This window comes from Demequina soli (genome assembly GCF_000971195.1).
GTDB lineage: Bacteria > Actinomycetota > Actinomycetes > Actinomycetales > Demequinaceae > Demequina > Demequina soli.
In genome coordinates this window covers 47962-69338 of record NZ_BBLZ01000002.1, presented here as the reverse complement: position 1 = coordinate 69338, position 21377 = coordinate 47962, and the positions used below count along the sequence as shown (strand labels likewise).

At 73.3% G+C, this 21377-nt stretch carries 25 protein-coding genes; 17 read left to right on the top strand and 8 right to left on the bottom strand.

Annotation, left to right across the window (positions count from 1 at the left end):
* Nucleotides 1-13: 13 nt before the first annotated feature.
* Nucleotides 14-172: a Sp36 family protein gene (gene sp36, locus AOM04_RS14455; protein WP_074789164.1), complete on the top strand. Its 159-nt coding sequence runs from the start codon at nucleotides 14-16 to the stop codon at nucleotides 170-172.
* A gap of 2 nt (nucleotides 173-174) precedes the next feature.
* Complete coding sequence (locus AOM04_RS03750; protein WP_062462596.1) at nucleotides 175-648, top strand: RidA family protein; 474 nt, start codon at nucleotides 175-177, stop codon at nucleotides 646-648.
* 66 nt (nucleotides 649-714) lie between these two features.
* Here AOM04_RS03750 and AOM04_RS03745 read toward each other — a convergent pair whose 3' ends face one another.
* Together AOM04_RS03745 and AOM04_RS03740 are read right to left on the bottom strand one after the other, a co-directional pair.
* Nucleotides 715-1407 carry a Crp/Fnr family transcriptional regulator gene (locus AOM04_RS03745; RefSeq protein WP_062462592.1) on the bottom strand — a complete coding sequence of 231 codons (693 nt, stop codon included), beginning with the start codon at nucleotides 1405-1407 and terminating at the stop codon, nucleotides 715-717.
* A gap of 1 nt (nucleotide 1408) precedes the next feature.
* Nucleotides 1409-1813 (bottom strand): hypothetical protein, encoded by a 405-nt coding sequence (locus AOM04_RS03740; RefSeq protein ID WP_156160602.1) that lies wholly within the window; start codon nucleotides 1811-1813, stop codon nucleotides 1409-1411.
* A gap of 97 nt (nucleotides 1814-1910) precedes the next feature.
* Between AOM04_RS03740 and nth the strand changes: the two genes are divergently transcribed.
* Entirely contained in the window at nucleotides 1911-2615 is a 705-nt protein-coding gene (gene nth, locus AOM04_RS03735; protein ID WP_062462587.1) for an endonuclease III, read from the top strand.
* Nucleotides 2616-2641: 26 nt separating this feature from the next.
* Here nth and nhaA read toward each other — a convergent pair whose 3' ends face one another.
* Nucleotides 2642-3991 (bottom strand): Na+/H+ antiporter NhaA, encoded by a 1350-nt coding sequence (gene nhaA, locus AOM04_RS03730; RefSeq protein ID WP_082104363.1) that lies wholly within the window; start codon nucleotides 3989-3991, stop codon nucleotides 2642-2644.
* A gap of 52 nt (nucleotides 3992-4043) precedes the next feature.
* Complete coding sequence (locus AOM04_RS03725; protein ID WP_062462584.1) at nucleotides 4044-4748, bottom strand: response regulator transcription factor; 705 nt, start codon at nucleotides 4746-4748, stop codon at nucleotides 4044-4046.
* Between the two features lie 56 nt (nucleotides 4749-4804).
* Between AOM04_RS03725 and AOM04_RS03720 the strand changes: the two genes are divergently transcribed.
* The 8 genes from AOM04_RS03720 (at nucleotide 4805) to dtd (ending at nucleotide 9577) form a co-directional block, all read left to right on the top strand.
* Complete coding sequence (locus tag AOM04_RS03720) at nucleotides 4805-5539, top strand: hypothetical protein (RefSeq protein ID WP_062462581.1); 735 nt, start codon at nucleotides 4805-4807, stop codon at nucleotides 5537-5539.
* A gap of 18 nt (nucleotides 5540-5557) precedes the next feature.
* Entirely contained in the window at nucleotides 5558-5992 is a 435-nt protein-coding gene (locus tag AOM04_RS03715; RefSeq protein WP_062462578.1) for a thioredoxin family protein, read from the top strand.
* Nucleotides 5993-6024: 32 nt separating this feature from the next.
* The gene (locus AOM04_RS03710; protein WP_062462575.1) at nucleotides 6025-6465 is read left to right on the top strand and encodes a DUF4395 domain-containing protein; all 441 of its coding nucleotides are present in this window, start codon (nucleotides 6025-6027) and stop codon (nucleotides 6463-6465) included.
* Nucleotide 6466: 1 nt separating this feature from the next.
* Nucleotides 6467-6823: a DsrE family protein gene (locus AOM04_RS03705; RefSeq protein WP_228373606.1), complete on the top strand. Its 357-nt coding sequence runs from the start codon at nucleotides 6467-6469 to the stop codon at nucleotides 6821-6823.
* A gap of 173 nt (nucleotides 6824-6996) precedes the next feature.
* On the top strand, nucleotides 6997-7569 hold the full coding sequence (locus AOM04_RS03700; protein ID WP_062462571.1) for a heme-binding beta-barrel domain-containing protein: 573 nt from the start codon (nucleotides 6997-6999) through the stop codon (nucleotides 7567-7569).
* Nucleotides 7570-7594: 25 nt separating this feature from the next.
* Entirely contained in the window at nucleotides 7595-8728 is a 1134-nt protein-coding gene (ygfZ, locus tag AOM04_RS03695) for a CAF17-like 4Fe-4S cluster assembly/insertion protein YgfZ (protein ID WP_062462568.1), read from the top strand.
* Nucleotides 8729-8793: 65 nt separating this feature from the next.
* On the top strand, nucleotides 8794-9144 hold the full coding sequence (locus tag AOM04_RS03690; protein ID WP_062462565.1) for a DUF2516 family protein: 351 nt from the start codon (nucleotides 8794-8796) through the stop codon (nucleotides 9142-9144).
* Between the two features lie 7 nt (nucleotides 9145-9151).
* Entirely contained in the window at nucleotides 9152-9577 is a 426-nt protein-coding gene (gene dtd, locus AOM04_RS03685) for a D-aminoacyl-tRNA deacylase (RefSeq protein WP_062462563.1), read from the top strand.
* A gap of 59 nt (nucleotides 9578-9636) precedes the next feature.
* Here dtd and AOM04_RS03680 read toward each other — a convergent pair whose 3' ends face one another.
* Together AOM04_RS03680 and AOM04_RS03675 are read right to left on the bottom strand one after the other, a co-directional pair.
* Complete coding sequence (locus AOM04_RS03680; RefSeq protein ID WP_062462561.1) at nucleotides 9637-10458, bottom strand: ABC transporter permease; 822 nt, start codon at nucleotides 10456-10458, stop codon at nucleotides 9637-9639.
* Nucleotides 10455-11402 (bottom strand): ABC transporter ATP-binding protein, encoded by a 948-nt coding sequence (locus AOM04_RS03675; protein WP_062462558.1) that lies wholly within the window; start codon nucleotides 11400-11402, stop codon nucleotides 10455-10457. Before AOM04_RS03675 ends, AOM04_RS03680 begins: the two co-directional genes overlap by 4 nt.
* 460 nt (nucleotides 11403-11862) lie before the next feature.
* On the opposite strand from AOM04_RS03675, the gene AOM04_RS03670 reads away from it, so the two are divergent.
* Both AOM04_RS03670 and AOM04_RS03665 read left to right on the top strand, forming a co-directional pair.
* On the top strand, nucleotides 11863-14376 hold the full coding sequence (locus tag AOM04_RS03670; protein WP_062462555.1) for an ATP-dependent Clp protease ATP-binding subunit: 2514 nt from the start codon (nucleotides 11863-11865) through the stop codon (nucleotides 14374-14376).
* Between the two features lie 88 nt (nucleotides 14377-14464).
* Nucleotides 14465-15478: an aldo/keto reductase gene (locus AOM04_RS03665; protein ID WP_062462550.1), complete on the top strand. Its 1014-nt coding sequence runs from the start codon at nucleotides 14465-14467 to the stop codon at nucleotides 15476-15478.
* 17 nt (nucleotides 15479-15495) lie between these two features.
* On the opposite strand, the gene AOM04_RS03660 is transcribed toward AOM04_RS03665, so the two are convergent.
* Nucleotides 15496-16407, bottom strand: a complete 912-nt coding sequence (locus AOM04_RS03660) for an HhH-GPD family protein (protein WP_062462546.1) — start codon at nucleotides 16405-16407, stop codon at nucleotides 15496-15498.
* Nucleotides 16408-16467: 60 nt separating this feature from the next.
* On the opposite strand from AOM04_RS03660, the gene AOM04_RS03655 reads away from it, so the two are divergent.
* A complete protein-coding gene (locus AOM04_RS03655; protein ID WP_062462543.1) occupies nucleotides 16468-17169 on the top strand; it encodes a hypothetical protein in 702 nt (233 codons plus the stop codon).
* Nucleotides 17170-17178: 9 nt separating this feature from the next.
* Here AOM04_RS03655 and radA read toward each other — a convergent pair whose 3' ends face one another.
* Complete coding sequence (radA, locus tag AOM04_RS03650; protein WP_062462541.1) at nucleotides 17179-18555, bottom strand: DNA repair protein RadA; 1377 nt, start codon at nucleotides 18553-18555, stop codon at nucleotides 17179-17181.
* 99 nt (nucleotides 18556-18654) lie between these two features.
* On the opposite strand from radA, the gene AOM04_RS14775 reads away from it, so the two are divergent.
* The 3 genes from AOM04_RS14775 to proC all read left to right on the top strand — a co-directional run bounded on the left by AOM04_RS14775 (nucleotide 18655) and on the right by proC (nucleotide 21353).
* Nucleotides 18655-19854 carry a hypothetical protein gene (locus AOM04_RS14775; RefSeq protein ID WP_062462538.1) on the top strand — a complete coding sequence of 400 codons (1200 nt, stop codon included), beginning with the start codon at nucleotides 18655-18657 and terminating at the stop codon, nucleotides 19852-19854.
* Complete coding sequence (locus AOM04_RS14770) at nucleotides 19851-20450, top strand: TetR/AcrR family transcriptional regulator (RefSeq protein ID WP_062462536.1); 600 nt, start codon at nucleotides 19851-19853, stop codon at nucleotides 20448-20450. The genes AOM04_RS14775 and AOM04_RS14770 overlap by 4 nt, the downstream gene beginning before the upstream one ends.
* 63 nt (nucleotides 20451-20513) lie before the next feature.
* A complete protein-coding gene (proC, locus tag AOM04_RS03635; RefSeq protein ID WP_062462533.1) occupies nucleotides 20514-21353 on the top strand; it encodes a pyrroline-5-carboxylate reductase in 840 nt (279 codons plus the stop codon).
* The last annotated feature ends 24 nt before the right edge of the window (nucleotides 21354-21377 follow it).

The window sequence follows — 21377 nt, the reverse complement described above, 5'->3', positions numbered from 1 at the left end:
TAGGCTCGGCACCATGACCACTTGGGAATACGCCACCGTGCCGCTCATCGACCACGTGACCAAGCAGATCCTCGACCAGTGGGGGGAGGACGGCTGGGAGCTCGTGCAGGTCGTGACCGGCCCCACCGGCGGCCTCGTCGCCTACCTCAAGCGCCCCACCGGGGAGAAGTAGCCGTGTCCGCGACCCAGCGTCTCGCGGCGCTCGGGCTCACGCTCCCGGAGGTCGCGACGCCCGTCGGGACGTACGTGCCCGCCCGCCGTCACGGCGACCTCGTCCACACGTCGGGCCAGCTGCCCCTGGCCGACGGCGACCTGCTCGCCGTGGGCCTCGTCGGCCAGCGCGCGGGCGACGTCACGCCCGAGCGTGCCACGGAGTGCGCGCGCCAGTGCGCCCTCAACGCGCTCGCCGCGGTCGCGCAGGCCGCCGGCGGCCTCGACAACGTCGAGTCGGTCGTCAAGGTGACGGGCTTCGTCGCGTCGGCGCCCGGCTTCACGGCCCAGCCCGCGGTCCTCAACGGCGCCTCCAGCCTCATGGTGGAGGTCTTCGGCGAGGCCGGGCGGCACGCCCGCTCCGCCGTCGGCGTCGCCGCGCTGCCGCTCGGCGCTCCCGTCGAGGTGGAGATCACCGTCGCGCTGCGCGTCCTCTGACAGGCGGACGATGCGTGCCTCACCCGGGTCGCGCATCGTCCCCTCCCCGGCCGCCTGGCGGCGGGGTCAGCGGGAGCGGGCGCGCAGCCGCTCGGGCTCGTAGACCTCGACGGCGCCGATGTGGACGTCGATCCAGCCGCGCGACGCGAAGTCGGCGAGCGCCTTGTTGACCGTCTCACGCGAGGCGCCCACCAGCTGCGCGAGCTCCTCCTGCGTGAGGCCGTGACGCACCGTCACGTGCCCGCGCTCCATGCGGCCGAACCGGTGCCCCAGGTCGAGGATCGCCTTGGCGACGCGGCCAGGCACATCCGAGAAGACCAGGTCCGCCATCGTGTTGGACTGGCGGCGGATGCGCTGCGCGAGCGCGCGCAGCATGTGGCGCGACATCTCGAGGTGGTCGTCGAGCCAGATGTCGAGCACCTGCTTGGGCAGCTCGTAGACCACGGTGTCCTCGACCGTGTGGGCGCGCGACAGGCGCGGGCCCGGGTCGAACACCGACAGCTCGCCGAGCATGTCGCCGACGCCCACCAGGGCCAGGAGGTTCTCACGGCCGTCGCGCGCCGTGCGGGCCAGCTTGACCTTGCCCTTGACGACGACGTACAGCGCGTGGCCGTCGTCGCCCTCCACGAAGATGTTCTCGCCGCGCACCAGCTCGCGGCGCCGCATCTGGGAGATCAGCGACCGGGCGGTCGCGGCGTCCATGCCGCCGAACAGCGGCGACGACCGCAGCAGCTGCTCCTCGCGGGCCGCCTCGGCCATGTCAGCCCTCCTTGGTCGCCGTCTCCGCACGATGCGCGTCCGTGAGGGCGCGCACCATCTGGGCCGTCACATTATCAAGGGTCGCGGCCACCCGGGCCTCGTACTCGGCGAGCCGCGCGTCGAGCGCCTCCAGCTCCTCGAGCCCGCCGACCCCGAGCGCGGCCGTGTCGGGCCACACCGCGCGCGCCAGCTCGGTGGACGTGGGCGCGCCCGCCGCGAGCGCCTCCCACGACAGGTCGAGCCCCGCCGCCACGTCCTCCCCCGGCTGCGCGAGGAACGCGACCGCGAGGTCGCGCCGGGCATGCACGAGGCGTCGCCACCAGCGCACGCGCGCCAGCTCCCGACGCATATCGCGACGTCGCTGACGAAGGTCGGCGACGACATCGGCCGCGATGGCTGTGGACACCCGCACCTCCCCTGTCGCGGACGCGCCCCGCGCGCCCATCTCACCGCTTGTATCGGCCTCGGGGCGGCGGCGCTTGAGGGCTCGCTAGGGTGAGCCCATGGCCGCACGCACCCCGCTCACCGTCGCCTCGTCGACCCAGGCGACGCCGCCGGTCGCGCTCGTGCGACGGGCCCGCGCCGTCAACCGCGCGCTCGCCGAGGTGTACCCGGACGCGCACTGCGAGCTGGACCACCGCAACCCCTTCGAGCTGCTCGTCGCGACGGTGCTGAGCGCCCAGTGCACCGACGTGCGCGTCAACCAGGTCACCCCCGCGCTGTTCGCGCGCTACCCGGACGCCGGCACGATGGCGGCCGCCGACCGCGACGAGCTCGAGGCGCTGATCCGTCCCACCGGCTTCTACCGCGCCAAGGCCGAGTCGCTGCTGGGGCTGTCGCGCGACCTGGTCGAGCGCTTCGAGGGCGAGGTGCCCGGACGCCAGCGCGACCTGGTGACGCTGAGGGGGGTGGGCCGCAAGACCGCGAACGTGGTGCTCGGCAACGCGTTCGACATCCCGGGCATCACGGTCGACACGCACATGGGCCGGCTCGCGCGGCGGCTCGGGCTCACCGTCAACGAGGACCCGGTGGTGGTCGAGCGGGACCTCATGGCGCTCATCGAGCGGCGCGAGTGGACCCTGTGGTCGCATCGGGTGATCTTCCACGGGCGGCGCCGGTGCATGGCGCGCAAGCCCGACTGCGCCCATTGCGAGATCGCGGCGCTGTGCCCGTCCGCGCCGGGCGCACGGGTGCGCGCGGACGGCTGAGGCCCGCGGCGCCGCCGGCCACCTCTCTATTCGGGCTGCGGGCCGGCGCCCTCGATGCCGACCTCGGCGGGGTCCACCCCGACGCTCCGGCCGAGGTCCTCGGGCTTGGCCATCCGGTTCGACGGCAGCGGCACCGGCGTGGACCTGCGCTCGTAGAGCCGCCGGTAGAAGCGGTCGCGGAAGAACAGCATCGTCGCGCCGAGCACGGCCGAGAGCACCGACGCGAAGAGCACGGCCAGCTTGACCGCCTCGACGCGGTCCGGGTCGGAGGTGAACGCGAGCTCGCCGATGAGCAGCGACACCGTGAAGCCGATGCCGGCGAGCATCCCCATGCCGGTGACGTCGAGCCACGACAGGCCACGGTCGAGCTTCGCCCTCGTGAAGGTCGCGACCAGCCACGTCGCGAGCACGATCCCGAGCGGCTTGCCGATCACGAGGCCGGCGATGACGCCGTGCGCCACCGGGTCGTGCGCGACGGTCGAGATCGCGGCGGCGTCGATCGTCACGCCGGCCGCGAAGAACGCGAACACGGGCACGGCGACGGCGGCCGAGACCGGGCGCCACACGTGCTCCCAGTGCTCGGCCAGCGACGTCCGCTCGCCCTTGCGGGCGACCGCGGGCACCATGAGGCCGAGCGCGACGCCGGCGATGGTCGCGTGGACGCCGGACGCGTGCATCGTCGCCCAGGCCACGAACGCGAGCGGGAACAGCACGGCGGGGTGACCCCAGCCCTTGCGCAGCAGGAGGCCGAACACGACGATGCACACGAGCGACGCGGCCAGCCACTGGAAGTGGAGGTCGCTCGAGAAGAAGACGGCGATGATGATGATCGCGAGCAGGTCGTCCACCACCGCGAGGGTGAGCAGGAACGCGCGCAGCGCGTTGGGCAACCACCGCCCCACCACCGCGAGGACCGCGATCGCGAACGCGATGTCCGTGGCGGTCGGCACGGCCCACCCGTCCGTGGATCCCCCGGCGAAGACGGTGTTGACGCCCAGGTACAGGAGCGCCGGCATCACCATGCCGCCGATCGCGGCGACGATGGGCACCACGGCGGTCGCGGGCCTGCGCAGCTCACCGGCGACGATCTCGCGCTTGAGCTCGAGCCCGATCACGAAGAAGAAGACCGCGAGCAGCCCGTCCTTGGCCCAGTCCGCGACGCTGAGGTCGAGGTGGAGCGCGTGCGGGCCGAGCGTCAACTCGCTGAGCCGCTCGTAGAACCCGCGCAGCGGGGTGTTCGCGAAGATGAGCGCGGCCGCCGTGCCGACGAGCAGCAGGATCCCGCCGGCCCTCTCGGTGCGCAGCACGTCGACGAGCGTCCGCTCGGTCGACGGCGTCAGCCGCGAGAAAAGTCGGGTGGCGGAATTCCGTGTCATGACGCTCCAGGCGGTCGGCGGCGGGGGATGCCGACCATCCTATCGGGGAGCGTTACACGGTCTCCTGGACGCCCGCGCGCTGCGGCTGGGGTGGATCGAAGCGGTATCCGACGTTGCGCACCGTGCCGATGAGCTGCTCATGCTCGGCCCCCAGCTTGGCGCGCAGGCGGCGCACGTGGACGTCGACGGTGCGCGTGCCGCCGTAGTAGTCGAAGCCCCACACCTCCTGCAGCAGCTGGTCGCGGGTGTACACGCGGCCGGGGTGCTGCATGAGGTACTTGAGGAGCTCGAACTCCTTGTAGGTGAGGTCGAGCGGCACACCCTTGAGGCGTGCGGTGTACCCGCCCACGTCGACCGTGAGGTCGCCCGAGGAGAACTCGGCGACGCGGTCCAGAGGGTCCGCGGCGTTCGCGCGGCCGATGAGCAGCCGGATACGCGCCTCCACCTCCGCGGGCGACGCCTCGGCGAGCACCACGTCCGCCGCGCCCCAGTCCGCGTTGACGATGGACATGCCACCCTCGCGCAGCACCAGCAGCAGCGGCACGGCGACGCCGGTGACCTGGATGAGGTTGCAGTTGTTGCGCGCCTCGACCAGGTCCGTGCGGGCATCCACGACGAGCACGTCCGCGTCCATGGCGTCGAGCATCGCGGAGGGCTCAGGAGCGACGACGCGGGTACGGTGGGACAGGAGCGCGAGCGCAGGAAGGACGTCGGCCGCGCCGTCACCCGACGGCGTGAGCACGAGCAGGTCTGCCATCGCCACCTCCGATCGCGCTTCACTCTAGCGGTGCCAGGTCTGAGACACTAACGCCCATGCTTCCCACGACCAGGGCGACCATCGGCGCCGCCGCCGCGGCCCTCGTCGCCGTCGGCGGCTTCCTGGGCCCCCGCTACCTCGCCGTCGTGGTGCTCGCGCTCATCGTCGGGCTCGCCCTCGGCTGGCCCGTGCTGCTGCGCGCCTCGCGCCGGCGCACCGCCTCCGTGATCCTCAGCGTCGGCGGCGCGCTCGCCCTCGTCGCGGTCCTCCTCGGACGCAGCGCGCCCCACCTGCGGCACATGGTCGTCGCCGTCGCCCTCATGGTGGTGGCCGCGCTCGTGTCCGAGGTGTTCTGGCCGAGCACGCGCGGTCGCGCCGTCACCTCCGTCGCCGCCACCACGGGCGGCATCATCGTGGTCGCCTCCGGGACCGCCTGGGTCGCCGCGGCACGCACGCACGGCGCCGAGGACCTGGTGGTGACCGGCGGGGTCGCGCTCGCCGTGTCCGCGGTCGTGTCCGTCATCACGCGCAACCCGCAGCTCAACACCGGGCTCGCGCTCCTGCTGGGCACCGCGACGGGCGCGGGCACGGGCGCGCTGTTCCCCGAGCTGCCCTGGTACGCGGGAGCCGGCGTGGGCCTCCTGTGCGCGGTCATCATCACCCTGCTGCAGGAGCTCGCGCGCCGCGAGCCGCGGCAGAAGGGATGGATGGCGGGAATGTCGTCGGCCATCGCGCCCGTTCTGGCTGCGGGCGCGCTCGTCTACATCGGCGGCCGCCTGCTCGTCGGCTGAGGCTTACCGGAGGTCCCCGTGCTGCTCCGCATCATCATCGTCGTCGCGATCCTCGCGATCGGCTCCGCCGCCGCGCTGTGGTGGCGCGGCCGCCAGGGCGTCGCGCGCGAGGTCGAGCGCGCCGGCGCGCTGTCGTCGGCGACGCTCGGCGCCAAGCGGGGGTTCGACGCCACGTTCGTCCAGTTCTCCACGCCCATGTGCGCGAAGTGCCCGCCCACCGCGCAGCTGCTCGGCCGCATCGCCGACGAGGACCCCCGCGTCGCCCACATCGAGATCGACGCCGCCGAGCGGCTCGACCTGGCGCGCGAGCTCGACATCATGCGCACCCCCACGATCCTGCTCCTCGACGGCGACGGCGTCGTGGTGTCGCGCATCTCCGGCGCGCCGTCGGAGCAGCAGGCCCGCGAGGCCCTGGCCGCCGTGCCGCGGACCGGCACCGACTACACGATCTAGCCGTAGACTCCGGCTACCAGGGAGGGAGCATCATGAAGGACATCCAGATCGACCCGCGCGGCCCCCGCTTCGGCGCGTTCTTCCAGCTTGCGTTCTCGATCGCGGCGCTGCTCGTCGGCGCGAACGCCGGCGGCGTCGCGATCATGGCCGTCCTGCTGCTCCTCTTCATCCCCGGCGCGATCGTCGGCCCGCAGGCCACCGTGCAGTCGTGGGTGTTCAAGAAGCTGGTGCGCCCGCGCCTCGACCCGCCCAAGGAGACCGAGTCCTTCCGCCCGCCGCGCTTCGCGCAGCAGATGGGCCTGGGCTTCGCGATCCTCGCGGTCGCCTCGGGCCTCGCCTCGTTCGACGCCGGCTTCTACGTCTTCACGGGCTTCGTCACCTTCGCGTCGTTCCTCAACGGCGTGTTCGACCTGTGCCTCGGCTGCGAGATCTACCTGCTCGTCAAGCGCACCACCACGCGCACGGCCGGCTGACGTGGCGAGCCTCGTCGTCAAGGTGACGTGCGGCACGGAGCGCGTCGAGACGCTCATGCAGGCCTTCACCGTCGCGGCCACGGGCCTCGCGTCCGGCCTCGACGTGAGCGTGTGGCTCACCGGCGACGCGACCCTGCACGCGCTGCCGGGCACCGACGAGGTCGAGATCCCCCACTCCCCGCCGCTGTCCCAGCTGCGCGACGCCATCCTCGCGGGAGGCACGCTCACCGTGTGCGCGCAGTGCGCCGCACGGCGCGAGGTCACCGAGGCGGACCTGCTGCCCGGTGCCCGCATCGCGGGCGCCGCCGCCTTCGTCGCCGAGGCGACCGCGCCCGACGCGACCGCCCTCGTGTACTGAGCCGGCGCATCGTCCCCCACCGCCGGGGCGTGGAACGGGACCTGGGTCCCGGCATACACTCGGCGCATGACTGCTCTCGAGGTGACGTTCACCGTGCTCGCCGTGGCCGCGTTCGGCGCGACCGCCTGGGTCGCCGGCGTCGTCGGCTTCCGCCTGGTGAAGGGCCCCAAGCGGTGACGTTCGTCATCCCGTCCGATCTCGCGCCCGAGGTCTACCCCCTCGCGTGGGTGGTGGGCACGTGGGAGGGCCACGGCGTCGTGGACTACCCCGGCATCGACGCCGCGGACTTCCGCCAGCGCGTCGTCTTCGACCACGACGGCGGCCCGTACCTCACCTACACGTCGACCATCACGCTGATGGGGCCCGACGGCGAGGTGGGCCAGGTGTGGTCCGTCGAGTCCGGCTTCTGGCGCGTGGCGCCGAGCGCGCCCGAGGGCGTCCAGCTCGGCGAGGGCCAGCACCCGCTCGAGGTGGTGATGGCGGACGCGTCCGGCCTGCTCACCGCGTACTTCGGCGCCGTCGGCAACGGCCGCATCGACCTCGCGAGCCGCTTCGCGGCCGCCACCGAGTCCGGCCCCGACGTCCGCGCGGCCACCCGCATGTACGGCAACGTCGGCGGCGAGCTCATGTGGGCCTGGGACCTCAAGGCGTTCGGCCAGGAGCTCCAGTCCTACGCGAGCGGCCGCCTGTCGCGCGTCGAGGGCCCCGAGGACGCGGCCACCGTCGAGCCGGACCAGGAATCCTGAGCGCCCGCTCGCGCGTTCAGAAGCCATGACCTCCCCCCTGCTCGACCTTCACGGCGCCGTCGCGGGCCTCGGCCCCGACGCGGGCGTCGCCTGGCACTACGGCGACCCGACGGCGGAGCAGCGCGCCCTCGAGGAGGGCCGCGCCGTGTCCGACCAGTCGCACCTCGGCGTCGTCACCGTCACCGGCCCCGACCGGCTCACGTGGCTCGACTCCCTCTGCACGCAGTCCGTCGCGGGCCTCGCGCCCGGCGAGTCCGCCGAGCTGATGATCCTGTCGCCGCAGGGCCGCGTCGAGCACGTCGCCGGCCTGGTCGACGACGGCACGACCGCGTGGCTCCTCACCGAGACGCCCGCGGCGCTCGCCGCGTTCCTGGACCGCATGCGCTTCATGCTGCGCGTCGAGGTGGACGATGCGTCCGAGGAGTGGGCGGCGATCGGCGAGGCCGTCGCACGTCCCGCGAGCGACGGGGAGCCGGTCACGTGGGTGGATCCGTGGCCCGGCGTCACCGCCGGCGGCACGTCCTACGCCGCGGACCCGGCGGCGCTGTCCGCGACCGTGCGCCCCTGGCGGATCGTGCTCGTGCCCCGCGCCACGCTCGGCGACGAGATCCAGGCGCGCGTCGACGCCGGCTGGACCCTCGCGGGCACCTGGGCGACGGAGGCCGTGAGGATCGCCGCGCATCGTCCCCGCGCCGCGCGCGAGGTCGACGACCACTCGCTGCCGCACGAGCTCGACTGGCTGCGGACCGCGGTGCACCTGCACAAGGGCTGCTACCGGGGCCAGGAGACGGTCGCGAAGGTCCACAACGTCGGCCGGCCGCCGCGCCGCCTCACGATGCTCCACCTCGACGGCTCCGAGCACTCGCTGCCCGCGCCCGGCTCGCCCGTGCTGCTGGGCGGGGCCGAGGTCGGCCGCGTGACCTCCGTCGCGCGCCACCACGAGCTCGGGCCCATCGCGCTCGCGATCCTCAAGCGCTCCGTCGACCCGTCCTCGACCCTGACGGTGCCCACCGACGGCGGCCCTGTCGCCGCCGCGCAGGAGCTCATCGTCAACGCGGACGGCTTCTCCGAGGACCGCCCGCCCAAGCCGGGCCCGACCATGAAGGGCCTCCTCATGGGCAAGGGCTGCGCGGCCGACGGCGGCGACCTGCCCGCCTGAGCCCTGCCCCACGGGGCCTGCGTTAGCGTAGTAACCCGTCAGGACCACATCGCGGAGGTGTCCCCTTGTCACTGTTCGGCTGGCTGCAGCACGCCGTCATCGTCGTCATCTCGGTCGCGGCCCTCGCGGGGGCGATCTGGGGCCTCATCGACGCCGCGCGCCGCCCCGAGGGGGCGTTCACCGCGGCGGGCAAGTGGTCCAAGACGATCTGGCTCGTGATCCTCGGCGTCGCGACGGTGGTCGCGTTCCTGTCCCTGCCGTACCCGTTCGGCGGCGGCAGCGGCATCGGCGGCCTGCTCGGCATCGCCGCGATCGTCGCGGTCATCGTGTACTTCGTCGATGTGCGTCCCAAGCTCGGCTCGGGCGGCTTCGGCTCCGGCGGCGGACGCCGCGGCAAGTCCTCCGGCGGCTGGTGAGCCGCGGGTGAGGGCAGTCCTCCAGCGCGCCTCGCGCGCCTCGGTGACCGTCGACGGCCTCGTCACCGCCTCGTTCGACCAGCAGGGGATCGTCGCGCTCGTCGGCGTCACGCACGGCGACGGCCCCGAGCAGGTGCAGACCATCGCGCGCAAGATCGCCGAGCTGCGGATCCTGGACGGCGAGAGGTCGGTGTCGGACGTCGACGCCCCCGTGATCGTGGTCTCGCAGTTCACGCTCTACGCGGACACCCGCAAGGGCCGCCGTCCCTCGTGGAACGGGGCAGCCCCCGCTCCCGTGGCGGAACCGCTGGTCGAGTCCGTGGTCGCGCACCTGCGCGAGCGGGGCCTCACCGTGGGGACCGGCGTGTTCGGCGCCCACATGGACGTCGAGCTGGTCAACGACGGACCCATCACGATCCTCGTCGAGGCGTAGGCCCGCGGACGCGAGAGGGGCCGGCCGTCCGGCCGACCCCTCCGTCGCATCGTCCCCCGCTACACGTCGCGCGAGCGGAGCACCGCCATCGCCGCGAGGAGCGGGATCACGCCCCAGGCGATGAGCACGGCGAGTCCCGCGCCGGGAGTCAGGAAGATGGTCCCTGGGTCGATCGACCCCGTCTCGACGGCCGCGCTCGCCGCGACGCCCGGCAGCACCGCGCCCACCCAGTTCGCGATGTCGTTGGGCACCGTGAGCAGGATGCCGGGCAGGATGAGCTGCATCGCGACGATCGTGAAGATGGTGCCGACAGACGAGCGCAGGAGCACCCCCAGCGAGGTCGCCAGCACCGCCACCACCACGTAGCCGATGAGGTTGACGACGACGATCCTCACCATCTGGGCGTTGCCGAAGTCGAGGGAGACCGGACCGGTGAGCTTGTCGCCGAGCGCGATCCACGTCGCGAGGAAGCCGACCATGGCGATGCCAAGCGAGAAGAGCGATGCGATGGTCGCCTTGGCCGCGAGCACCGCGCCGCGCTTGGGGGTGGCCGTGAAGGTGTTCCGCGCCATGCCGGTGGTGAACTCCGACGTGGTGAGCAACGCGCCGAGCACCGCGACCAGGATCAGGACGAAGTCGCTCGCGGCGAAGATCGCCTTCGCCGCTGCCACCGCTCCCTCGGCCGGGTCGGTGATGGTGGGCTCGCCGGTGACCAGGATCGGAAGGCCGATGAACGCGGCGAGCGCGACGGCGACGAGGATCCACGTCGAGCGCAGCGTGCGAGCCTTGATCCACTCGGAGCGGACGGCGCGGGCATAGCCCGCGCGGTGGGTCACGACGGCGGTCGCCGGCGTCGTGTCGGTCTGGGTCGCGGCGGTCACTTCGCTGCCTCCTGGGCGGTCTGGTCCTGCTCGGTGGGCACGCCGGCCCGGTACTCGGTCTCGTCGGCCGTGAGATGCATGTAGGCGTCCTCGAGGCTCGTGCTCTCGTCGCGGAGCTCCGCGAGCCAGAGCTGGTTGTCGCGTGCGATGCGTCCGATCTCGCGGGCGTCGATGCCCTTGACCGAGATCCGCTCACGATGGTCGACGGCCTGGACGGTACCGCCCGCGGCCGTCGCGAGCTCCGCGAGACGGCCCGCATCGGGGGAGGTCACGAGCACGCCCTCGCGGGCGTGCGCCGCGACGAACTCGTGCAGCGGCGCGTCGGCCAGGATCCGGCCGCGGCCGATGATGATCACGTGGTCCGCGGTCTGCTGCACCTCGCTCATGAGATGGCTGGAGAGGAACACGGTGCGGCCGTTCTCCGCGAGGCGACGCGCGAGCTGGCGCACCCACAGCACGCCGTCGGGATCGAGACCGTTGACCGGCTCGTCGAACATCACGATCTTCGGGTCGCCCAGCAGCGCGCCGGCGATGCCGAGCCGCTGGCCCATGCCGAGCGAGAAGTTGCCGGCCTTCTTCTTCGCGACCTGCGTGAGGCCGGTCAGCTCGAGCACCTCGTCGACGCGCTTGTCGGAGATGCCGTGCGTCGCGGCGAGCGCCCGAAGGTGGGAGCGCGCCGACCGGCGCGGGTGCACGCCCTTGGCGTCGATGAGGGCGCCGATCTCGCTCAGCGGCGTCGCGAGCCTCGCGTACGGCTTGCCGTTCACGGTGACCTGGCCGCCACTCGGACTGTCGAGGCCGAGGATCATGCGCATGGTCGTGGACTTCCCGGCGCCGTTCGGGCCGAGGAAGCCCGTGACGATGCCCGGCTGGACGGTGAACGTGACGTGGTCGACGGCGGTCTTGCTGCCGTACCTCTTGGTGAGGTCTGTGGCCTCGATCATGCGGGGTGCCCTCCCTGAGCGGTGCGGCCGGCGGGGTGCGCGACCACCACCAAGGTATGGGCGAAATGCCTGGTTTCGCCAGACTTCGGTCCCGTCAGGGGCCCCCCTACAACGGCTGCAGTACCTGGACATATGTCCATCAGCGGGCCACGGCACGGCTCTCCGGCGCGCCGGCCGCCACGCCCGGATGCGCCGCGGTAGACAGTGCCCATGGACTGGCTGTTCTGGTGGGTCGACGACGTCATCGACTGCTTCCGCATGCTCAGGCGAGCGGACCGCCGCACGCGCCGCTGACGCCTCCGGCGCCCGCCCGGCCCGCGCATCGTCCCCTCGCAAGTCCCTTCACGCCGGTGGCGAACACGGGCATGAGGCCGGAGGGCCCGCGGTTAGCCTGGAAACACCCGCGGTGGGCGACTGCCGCGACCCCGGCCCCGGCCGGACGATTTCTAGGGAGGCTGACATGTTCGAACGGTTCACCGATCGAGCCCGTCGCGTTGTGGTGCTCGCGCAGGAAGAGGCGCGCATGCTCAACCACAACTACATCGGCACCGAGCACATCCTGCTCGGCCTGGTGCGCGAGGGCGAAGGCGTGGCCGCGAAGGCCCTCGAGGCGATGGACATCTCCCTCAACGGCGTCCGCGAGCAGGTGCAGGAGATCATCGGCGAGGGCTCGCACGCCCCGTCCGGCCACATCCCCTTCACCCCGCGCGCCAAGAAGGTCCTGGAGCTGTCGCTGCGCGAGGCGCTGCAGCTGGGCCACAACTACATCGGCACCGAGCACATCCTGCTCGGCCTCATCCGCGAGGGCGAGGGCGTGGCGGCGCAGGTGCTGGGCAAGCTGGGCGCGGACCTCGGCGGCGTGCGCCAGCAGGTCATCCAGCTGCTGTCGGGCTACGAGGGCAAGGAGCCCGTCACGTCGGGCGGCGGCCCCCAGGAGGGTCAGCCCGCGGGCTCGACCGTGCTCGACCAGTTCGGCCGCAACTTCACGCAGGCCGCCCGCGAGGGCAAGCTCGACCCCGTCGTGGGCCGCGAGCTCATCATGGAGCGCGTGATGCAGGTGCTGTCGCGCCGCACCAAGAACAACCCCGTCCTCATCGGCGAGCCCGGCGTCGGCAAGACCGCCGTGGTCGAGGGTCTGGCCCAGGCGATCGTGCGCGGCGACGTGCCCGAGACGCTCAAGGACAAGCACCTCTACACGCTCGACCTCGGCTCGCTGGTCGCGGGCTCCCGCTATCGCGGTGACTTCGAGGAGCGCCTCAAGAAGGTGCTCAAGGAGATCCGCACCCGCGGCGACATCATCCTGTTCATCGACGAGATCCACACGCTCGTGGGTGCCGGCGCGGCCGAGGGCGCGATCGACGCGGCCTCGATCCTCAAGCCGATGCTCGCGCGCGGCGAGCTGCAGACCATCGGCGCGACCACGCTCGACGAGTACCGCAAGCACGTCGAGAAGGACCCCGCTCTCGAGCGCCGCTTCCAGCCCATCCAGGTGCCGGAGCCGGAGCTCGCGCACGCCATCGAGATCCTCAAGGGCCTGCGCGACCGCTACGAGGCGTTCCACCGCGTCACCATCACGGACGATGCCATCGTCGCCGCCGCGACGATGGCCGACCGCTACATCTCCGACCGCTTCCTGCCGGACAAGGCGATCGACCTCATCGACGAGGCGGGCGCGCGCCTGCGCATCCGCCGCATGACGTCGCCGCCGGAGCTCAAGGAGCTGGACGACAAGATCGCGGGCGTGCGCCGCGACAAGGAGTCCGCGATCGACGAGCAGGACTTCGAGAAGGCCGCGAACCTCCGCGACGTCGAGCGCCGCCTCTCCGAGGAGCGCTCGCGCAAGGAGGAGGCCTGGAAGTCGGGCGACCTCGACGTGGCCGCCGTGGTGGACGAGGACCTGATCGCCGAGGTCCTGTCGATGTCGACCGGCGTGCCCGTCACGCGCGTGTCGTCCGACGAGTCCTCGCGTCTGCTCCACATGGAGTCGGAGCTGCACAAGCGCATCATCGGCCAGGAGCAGGCCATCAAGGTCCTGTCCCAGTCGATCCGCCGCACGCGTGCCGGCCTCAAGGACCCGAAGCGTCCCGGCGGCTCGTTCATCTTCGCCGGCCCGACCGGTGTGGGTAAGACCGAGCTCGCCAAGGCGCTCGCCGAGTTCCTGTTCGGCGACGAGGACTCGCTCATCTCGCTCGACATGTCCGAGTACGGCGAGAAGCACACGGTGGCCCGCCTGTTCGGCGCGCCTCCGGGCTACGTCGGCTTCGAGGAGGGCGGCCAGCTCACCGAGAAGGTGCGCCGCAAGCCGTTCTCGGTCGTCCTGTTCGACGAGGTCGAGAAGGCCCACCCGGACATCTTCAACTCGCTGCTCCAGATCCTGGAGGACGGCAAGCTGACCGATGCCCAGGGTCGCGAGGTGAACTTCAAGAACACCATCATCATCATGACCACCAACCTCGGTGCCGACGCGATCTCGCGCCGCCAGGCGACCGGCTTCTCCGCGATCAAGGAGGGCGGCCACACCTACGAGGACATGGTCAAGCTGGTGAACGGCAAGCTGAAGGAGCACTTCAAGCCGGAGTTCCTCAACCGCGTCGACAACGTGGTGGTCTTCCCGCAGCTCACGCAGGCCGAGATCATCCAGATCGTGGACCTCATGGTCGCCCGCCTCGACGAGCGCATGAAGGACAAGGACATGGGCATCGAGCTCACCACGGCGGCCAAGCAGCTGCTCGCGGAGAAGGGCTACGACCCGGTCCTCGGTGCACGTCCTCTGCGTCGCGCCCTCCAGCGCGAGATCGAGGACCCGCTGTCGGAGAAGATCCTCTTCGGCGAGGTCACCTCGGGCCAGATCATCCGCGTGGACGCGCAGGGCGAGGGCATCCTCGGCGAGTTCACGTTCGAGGGCATCGACCGCGACGAGCTCGTGGGCGAGCCGGTCAAGGACCCGGAGATCGCGTCCAAGCCCGTCGACTGAGGCGCGCTGTCGAAGGAGCCCGGAACCGCGAGGTTCCGGGCTCCTTCCGCGTCTCCGGGTGTCGCACCTCACCCGTAGGCTGACCACCATGACCCACGATCCGTATGTGGCCGACGCCGCCCGCTACGACTCCATGCCCTACGCCCGCTCCGGCCGCTCGGGCCTCCTGCTGCCCCGCATCAGCCTCGGCCTCTGGCAGAACTTCGGCGGGCACCACGCGCTCGACAACCAGCGCGCGATCCTGCTCGCCGCGTTCGACATGGGCATCACCCACATCGACCTCGCGAACAACTACGGCCCTCCCGCGGGCAGCGCCGAGGAGAACTTCGGCGGCTTCCTCGCGCGCGACCTCAAGCCGTACCGCGACGAGCTCGTCATCTCGACCAAGGCCGGGTACCACATGTGGCCCGGCCCGTACGGGGACTGGGGCTCGCGCAAGTACATCCTCGCGAGCCTCGACCAGTCGCTGAGCCGCATGGGCGTCGACTACGTCGACGTGTTCTACCACCACCGCCCGGACCCCGAGACGCCCATCGAGGAGTCGATGATGGCGCTCGACCAGGCGGTCCGCTCGGGCAAGGCGCTCTACGCGGGCATCTCGAACTACGGCCCCGAGGCCACCGTCGAGGCCGCCCGGATCCTCCGGGAGCTCGGCACGCCGCTGCTCATCCACCAGTTCAAGTACTCGATGTACGAGCGCACCCCGGAGCAGGGCCTGCTCGACGCGATCGACCAGGTGGGCGCCGGCTCCATCGTCTTCTCCCCGCTCGCGCAGGGCATGCTCACGGACCGCTACCTCAGGGGCATCCCCGAGGGCTCGCGCATCACGCACTCGCAGTTCCTCCACGAGAACCAGCTCACGGACACCTACCTCGAGCGCACGCGCGCGCTCAACGAGATCGCGCAGGGCCGCGGCCAGACCCTCGCGCAGCTCGCGCTCCAGTGGGTGCTGCGCGGCGGCCGGGTCACGTCGGCCCTCGTCGGCGCGTCCTCGGTGGCGCAGCTCGAGGCGAACGTCGCGGCGCTCGGCTTCGCCGACCTCACCGACGAGGAGATCGCGGCGATCGAGCCGCACGCGGTGCACGGCACCTACCAGGGCTGACGGACGACGGGGCGCGGCTAGAGCGAGACGCGCCCCGTCGCATCGTCCCTGGTCACGAGCCCGTCGACCAGGAGGCCCTCGAGGCAGCGGTCGAGCTGGCCGGGCGCCACGTCGGCGAGCGCGGCGTGCCCGGTGATGTTGACGGGGGACGATGCGGCGCGCAGCAGCGCCATGATCCTCCCGCGCACCTGGCGATCGGTCCCGTGCCACGGCTGCGTGCGGCGGGGCGCGGCCTCGAGCCCAGGGCAGCCCGCCGCGAACCACGCGCACGACGACGCGAGCGGGCACTCGTCGCACCGCGCCACGCGCGCGGTGCACACCAGGGCGCCGAGCTCCATCGACGCGACCGCCCACTCGGCGGCGCCCGCATCGTCCGCCGGCATGAGCGCGGCGGCGTGCGCGCGCTCTCCCACTGTCTGGTGCGCGGCGGGCAGCGGCTCGCCGCGCCACGCGCGCCCGATGACGCGGCGCACGTTCGTGTCGAGCACGAGGGCACGCCCGTGGAAGGCGAAGGACACCACCGCCGCCGCGGTGTAGTCGCCCACGCCGGGCAGGGCGCGCAGCTCCTCGAGCGTCGACGGCACCTCGCCCCCGTGGTCGGCGACGAGCGCGACGGCGCACTCCCACAGCCGCTTGGCGCGCCGCGGGTAGCCCAGGCGTCCCCACGCGCGCACCGCGTCGGCCTGCGTGTCGGCGGCAAGCGCCGCAGGTGTGGGCCAGCGCGCCATCCACTCGCGCCACACCGGCTCGACCCTGACCACCGGCGTCTGCTGCAGCATGATCTCGCTCACCAGGACGCCCCACGGGGTGGTGCGGCCGCGCCACGGCAGGTCGCGGCCGGCGTCGCGGAACCACACACGGACGGCGTCGACACGCGGGTCGGTCTCCGAAACCCCACGCACGGGGGCGTTCTTCGAGGAGGTCGGCATGGCCTCATCATCCCAGTGCCGGGACAGCCCTACCGTGGACGCGAACTGGAGGGAGGCGCGATGAAGGGTCTGCGCGAACCCGTGGGCGACCAGCCGACGGAGGTGTACTGGCGACGGCGCATCGTGCTGCTCGTGGCGCTGGTCGTGATCGTCGCGGTGGGCTGGCTGATCCTGCGCGCCGTCACCGCGGGAGACCCGGCCCAGGCCGCCGACACCGGCTCCACCCCCGCGCCCACCGTCACCACCTCGGCCCAGGCGTCATCCGGAGGGGACGGGTCCGCGACCACGGACGGCGCGACCGCGCAGCCGGCCGCCGACGCCTCCACCGACGCCTCGCCCTCCCCCGAGCCGAGCGACACGGCGGCCACGATCTCCGCATGCGGGCAGTCGGACCTCGAGGTGTCCCTGGGCGGCTCGCCGCGCGTGAGCGCCGACGCCGTCGCGTTCGACGTCACGGTCACCCAGACCGGCGCGGAGCCGTGCCTGCTCGACTCGTCCACCGGCAAGTCGGCGCTGCTCGTCACGTCGGGCGACGTGCGGATCTGGTCCTCGGCGGACTGCGACGCGACGTCGACGCTGTCGGACAAGCAGTGGCTGCTCGACGCGGGCAAGGCCAAGACCTTCGAGGTGTCGTGGCCGCGCGCGTGGAGCTCCGAGGGGTGCGGCAACCCCAGCAGCGTGCCGCCGCAGGCGGGCACCTACTGGGCGCAGCTGACGTTCCAGGGGATCACGGCCGACCGCATCCCGTTCGTGCTCTCGTAGCGATCCCGGTCAGTCGCGCGGCGGCAGCGCGAGCGCGACGGCCTGCGCGACCGAGCTCACGGCATGCACCCGTACGCTCGCGGGCACGCGCGCGACGTCGACGCCCGCCGGCACGATGACGTCGGTGAACCCGAGGCGGGCCGCCTCGGCGACGCGCTGGCTCACCGCGGCCACGGGGCGGACGGCGCCCGACAGGGCGACCTCGCCCACGGCCGCCCAGCCGGCGCGGACCGGCCGGTCCGCGCGCGCCGAGGCGAGCGCGAGCGCGAGCGCGACGTCCGCCGCGGGCTCGGTCACGCGCGCGCCGCCGACGGTCGAGACGTAGACGTCGTCCGCCGCGACGGCCAGGCCGACGCGGCGGTGGAGGACGGCGAGCAGCATCGCGACGCGCGGCCCGTCGACCCCGGACGTGGCCCGGCGCGGGTTGGCGAGCGCGCTCGGCGCCACGAGCGCCTGGATCTCGGCCGGCAGCGGACGCTTGCCGTCGATGGTGATGGTGGGGCACGTGCCCGGCACGGCCTCGGACTCGCGCGACAGGAACAGGCCGGACGGGTCCGACACCGACTCGATGCCGGAGTCGACGAGCTGGAAGCAGCCGACCTCGTCGACGGAGCCGAAGCGGTTCTTCAAGGCGCGCAGCAGCCGCAGCGGGCTGTGCTGATCCCCCTCGAAGTGGCACACGACGTCCACGAGGTGCTCGACGATGCGCGGCCCCGCCACCGAGCCGTCCTTGGTGACGTGGCCGACGAGCACCATCGGGATCCCTCGCGTCTTGGCGGCCTGGATCAGCGCGGACGACACCTCGCGCACCTGACCGACCCCGCCGGGGGTGCCGTCGATCTGCGCGGAGGCGATGGTCTGGATCGAGTCGATCATCACGAGCGCCGGGGCGGCGGCGTCGAGGTGGGCGAGCACGGCGCCCAGGTCCGTCTCCGCAGCGAGCAGCACCTCCTGCTCCAACGCGCCGATGCGCTCGGCACGCAGCCGCACCTGGCCCGCGCTCTCCTCGCCCGTGACGTAGAGGACCCGCCCGCCGGCACGCGCGGTGCGCGCCGCGACGTCGAGCAGCAGCGTCGACTTGCCCACGCCGGGCTCGCCGGCCAGCAGGATGACGGCGCCGGGCACGAGGCCTCCGCCGAGGACGCGGTCGAACTCCCCCACGCCGGTCGCGGAGCGGGCCGCGGCGGCCGCGGACACCTCGGGGATCGGGGTCGCCGGCGTGGTCACGGCGGTGGCCTTGGTCGCGGGACCCGCCGGCGCGGCGCCGGCCTCCACGACCGTGCCCCACGCCTGGCACTCGCCGCACCGGCCCACCCACTTCACGGCCGTCCAGCCGCACTCGGTGCAGCGGTACGCGGGGGTCGCCTTGCGGGTCGTGGTGGCCATGGGGCCACGCTACCGGCGGCCTCCGACACCGCACCGACGCCTGGGGACACGTGGACGACGGGTGCGGGCGCCGCGCGGGGTCCCGCCTAGGCTGTGCCCATGATGCGCGAAGAGTGGGGCACGGGCACGCCCGGACGAGGGACGGACGACGACGCGACCACGCGGGTCGCGCCGTCGAAGCCGGCCGCTCCGCGGGCGTGGGCCGCCGAGCCCGCACCGGTGCCGGTCGACGTCGACCTCGACGAGCTCGGGTCGCCGGTGCCGGGCCCCGACGCCCACGAGGTGCTGCCCGAGCCGCGCTCGCCGTTCGACATGGCCGCCGAGGCGGAGGCCGTCACCGTGGCCACCCCCCGCGTGCCCACCTCCGTCGAGGCGCTCGGCGCCGCCGCGGCCGCGAACGCGGCGCTGCACTCCGCGGGCGCGCCGACCCCCCTCGGCGGCGTACCGCGCGTCGACGGTGCGGTCCGCCGTCCCGCGGTCGACATCGCCCCCGACGCCCCCGCCTACGTCCCCACCTTCGCGGCGCCCACCCCGGCGCCCGCCGCGACGCGTCCCGCGGCCCCGGAGCCCGTGACGGCGCCCGTGCCCGCGGTCGCCACCGCTCCCGCCGACCCGCCGCTGTACCGGCCGCGCGTGATGGCGTCGTCGTACGCCGCCGACGGCGCGCCCGGCGGCGCCGCGGACGCCGAGCAGCGCGGCGGCGGCGAGGGCGGCGACGGCTCGTCCGCGCCCTCGGACGAGCGGCCCCGCGATCGCGCGTGGCCCCTCATCGTGGGCGGCCTCGTGATCCTCGCGCTCGTCCTCGGCGGCGTCGCCTGGCTGCTGCTGCGCCCGGAGCCCGTCGAGATCCCCGCGCAGCAGGTGGTCACCTCCCCGCCCGCGCGCGCCGTCGAGCCGATCACGCCGGAGAACCCCACGCCGTTCCTCGCGGCGATGCCGCTCACCGCCGGGATGTGGGCCCTCGTCGACGTCCAGACGCCCGACGCCGCGAAGGACGCCCTCATGCCGGGTCGCATCGCCGAGGTGCAGGTCCTCACCTACTCCGACGGCGCGGACGAGATCACCCTCACGGCGCGTCAGCTCTACCACGACAAGGACGCGCTGAGCGTGCTCCGCTCCCAGGCCGGCAAGGACGCGACCCTCACCGACGCGACGGTCGGCTCGACCGTCGTGGGCAAGCGCGCCGAGGCGGACACCGCCGACGGCGCCACGATCCTGTGGACCGACGGCAGCGTCTACCTCGAGGCCACCGGTCCCGCGGACGCGCTCCCCGGCTTCGTGGAGGATCTGGGGCTGTGAGCGGCGCCGCCGCTCGTCGCACCCGCGGTCGCGGGCCCCGCGGCGGCGGCGCGGACACGCGCGGCGACATCCTGGCCGCCGCGACGGGGGTGTTCGGCGAGCGCGGCTACGGCGCATCGTCCGTGCGCGAGATCGCGCGCCGCGCCGACGTGGACCCGGCGCTCGTGCGCCACTACTTCCCGACGAAGGCGGACCTCTTCATCGAGGCCGTGCGCCCGCTCCACGCCGGCGACCCGCGCATCTCCGCGCTCGCGACGGTGCCCCGCGAGGAGCTCGGCGCGGCGATCGTGGGGCTCTTCCTGGGCGTGTGGGACGAGCCCGAGATGGCGAGGCGGCTGCGCGCGCTGCTCGCGTCGATCGCCGAGTCGGACGACCTCGGCCCCCTGTTCGCCTCCGTGATGATGCGCGACGTGCTCGGCGGCCTCGTGCGCGAGGACCGGCCCGAGCTGCGCGCGCAGGCGTGCGGCTCGCAGCTCGTGGGTCTCGCGATGGCGCGCTACGTGGTCCGCATGCCCGCGATCGCCGACGCCCCGGCCGAGATCCTCGCCGCCCTCTACGGGCCCACGCTGCAGCGCTACCTCGACGGCGACGTCTGACCGGGACGGGGCGCGGCCGCCGCGACCCCGAACGCCGTCGGCACCCCGCGATAGGTTGGACGCATGAGCACCGATGCGACCACGTCCCCGCTCCCCTCCGTCGCCGTCATCGGCGGCGGCGTCATGGGAGGCACCCTCATCACCGCGATGAAGGTCGCGGGCTGGCCCGGCGGCTCGATCACCGTGGCGAACCGCGGCGAGGAGCGGCGCCAGGCGCTCGTCGAGGGCCACGGCATCCGCGGCACGGCCGATGCGATCGAGGCGGTCCGCGGCGCGGGCGTGGTGGTGCTCGCCGTCAAGCCCCAGCAGATGGGCGAGGTCCTCGCCGGGATCGCGGACGCGGTCGCGCCCGGCGCCCTGGTGATGACGGTCGCGGCGGCGCTGCCCGCATCGTTCTACGAGGACCGGCTGCCTGCCGGCACCCCCGTCGTGCGGGTCATGCCGAACACCCCGTCCGTGGTGGGACGCGGCGCGACCTCGGTCTCGGCCGGCGCGCACGCCACCGAGGAGCACCTGCTCCTCGCGGAGACGATGCTGCGGGCCACCGGCCTCGTGGTGCGGGTGCCCGAGGAGCAGATCGACGCCGTCATCGCGGTCGCGGGCTCGGCCCCCGCCTACTTCTTCGCGATCGTCGAGGCGCTCACCGAGGCGGGCGTGATGCAGGGACTGGACCGCGAGCTCGCGACGCTGCTCGCGCAGCAGACGTTCACGGGCGCCGCCCAGCTGCTCGCCGAGTCCGGCGACACCCCGCAGGAGCTGCGCCGTCGCGTGAGCTCGCCCGGCGGCACCACGCTGGCCGCGCTCGATGCGATGGCGAACGCGGGCCTGCAGGGAGTGATCTCGGCGGGCGCGAACGCTGCCGTCGCGCGCTCGAAGGAGCTGGGCGCGCAGCTCGCCGGCTGAGCCGCCGCCGCACTCGGGGCATCG

Coding starts and splice junctions, on each gene's coding strand:
- sp36 (WP_074789164.1), top strand. CDS start 14: ATGACCACTTGGGAATACGCCACCGTGCCGCTCATCGACCACGTGACC.
- AOM04_RS03745 (WP_062462592.1), bottom strand. CDS start 1,407: ATGGCCGAGGCGGCCCGCGAGGAGCAGCTGCTGCGGTCGTCGCCGCTG.
- nth (WP_062462587.1), top strand. CDS start 1,911: ATGGCCGCACGCACCCCGCTCACCGTCGCCTCGTCGACCCAGGCGACG.
- nhaA (WP_082104363.1), bottom strand. CDS start 3,991: ATGACACGGAATTCCGCCACCCGACTTTTCTCGCGGCTGACGCCGTCG.
- AOM04_RS03725 (WP_062462584.1), bottom strand. CDS start 4,748: ATGGCAGACCTGCTCGTGCTCACGCCGTCGGGTGACGGCGCGGCCGAC.
- AOM04_RS03720 (WP_062462581.1), top strand. CDS start 4,805: ATGCTTCCCACGACCAGGGCGACCATCGGCGCCGCCGCCGCGGCCCTC.
- AOM04_RS03710 (WP_062462575.1), top strand. CDS start 6,025: ATGAAGGACATCCAGATCGACCCGCGCGGCCCCCGCTTCGGCGCGTTC.
- ygfZ (WP_062462568.1), top strand. CDS start 7,595: ATGACCTCCCCCCTGCTCGACCTTCACGGCGCCGTCGCGGGCCTCGGC.
- AOM04_RS03675 (WP_062462558.1), bottom strand. CDS start 11,402: ATGATCGAGGCCACAGACCTCACCAAGAGGTACGGCAGCAAGACCGCC.
- AOM04_RS03670 (WP_062462555.1), top strand. CDS start 11,863: ATGTTCGAACGGTTCACCGATCGAGCCCGTCGCGTTGTGGTGCTCGCG.
- AOM04_RS03665 (WP_062462550.1), top strand. CDS start 14,465: ATGACCCACGATCCGTATGTGGCCGACGCCGCCCGCTACGACTCCATG.
- AOM04_RS03660 (WP_062462546.1), bottom strand. CDS start 16,407: ATGCCGACCTCCTCGAAGAACGCCCCCGTGCGTGGGGTTTCGGAGACC.
- AOM04_RS03655 (WP_062462543.1), top strand. CDS start 16,468: ATGAAGGGTCTGCGCGAACCCGTGGGCGACCAGCCGACGGAGGTGTAC.
- radA (WP_062462541.1), bottom strand. CDS start 18,555: ATGGCCACCACGACCCGCAAGGCGACCCCCGCGTACCGCTGCACCGAG.
- AOM04_RS14775 (WP_062462538.1), top strand. CDS start 18,655: ATGATGCGCGAAGAGTGGGGCACGGGCACGCCCGGACGAGGGACGGAC.
- proC (WP_062462533.1), top strand. CDS start 20,514: ATGAGCACCGATGCGACCACGTCCCCGCTCCCCTCCGTCGCCGTCATC.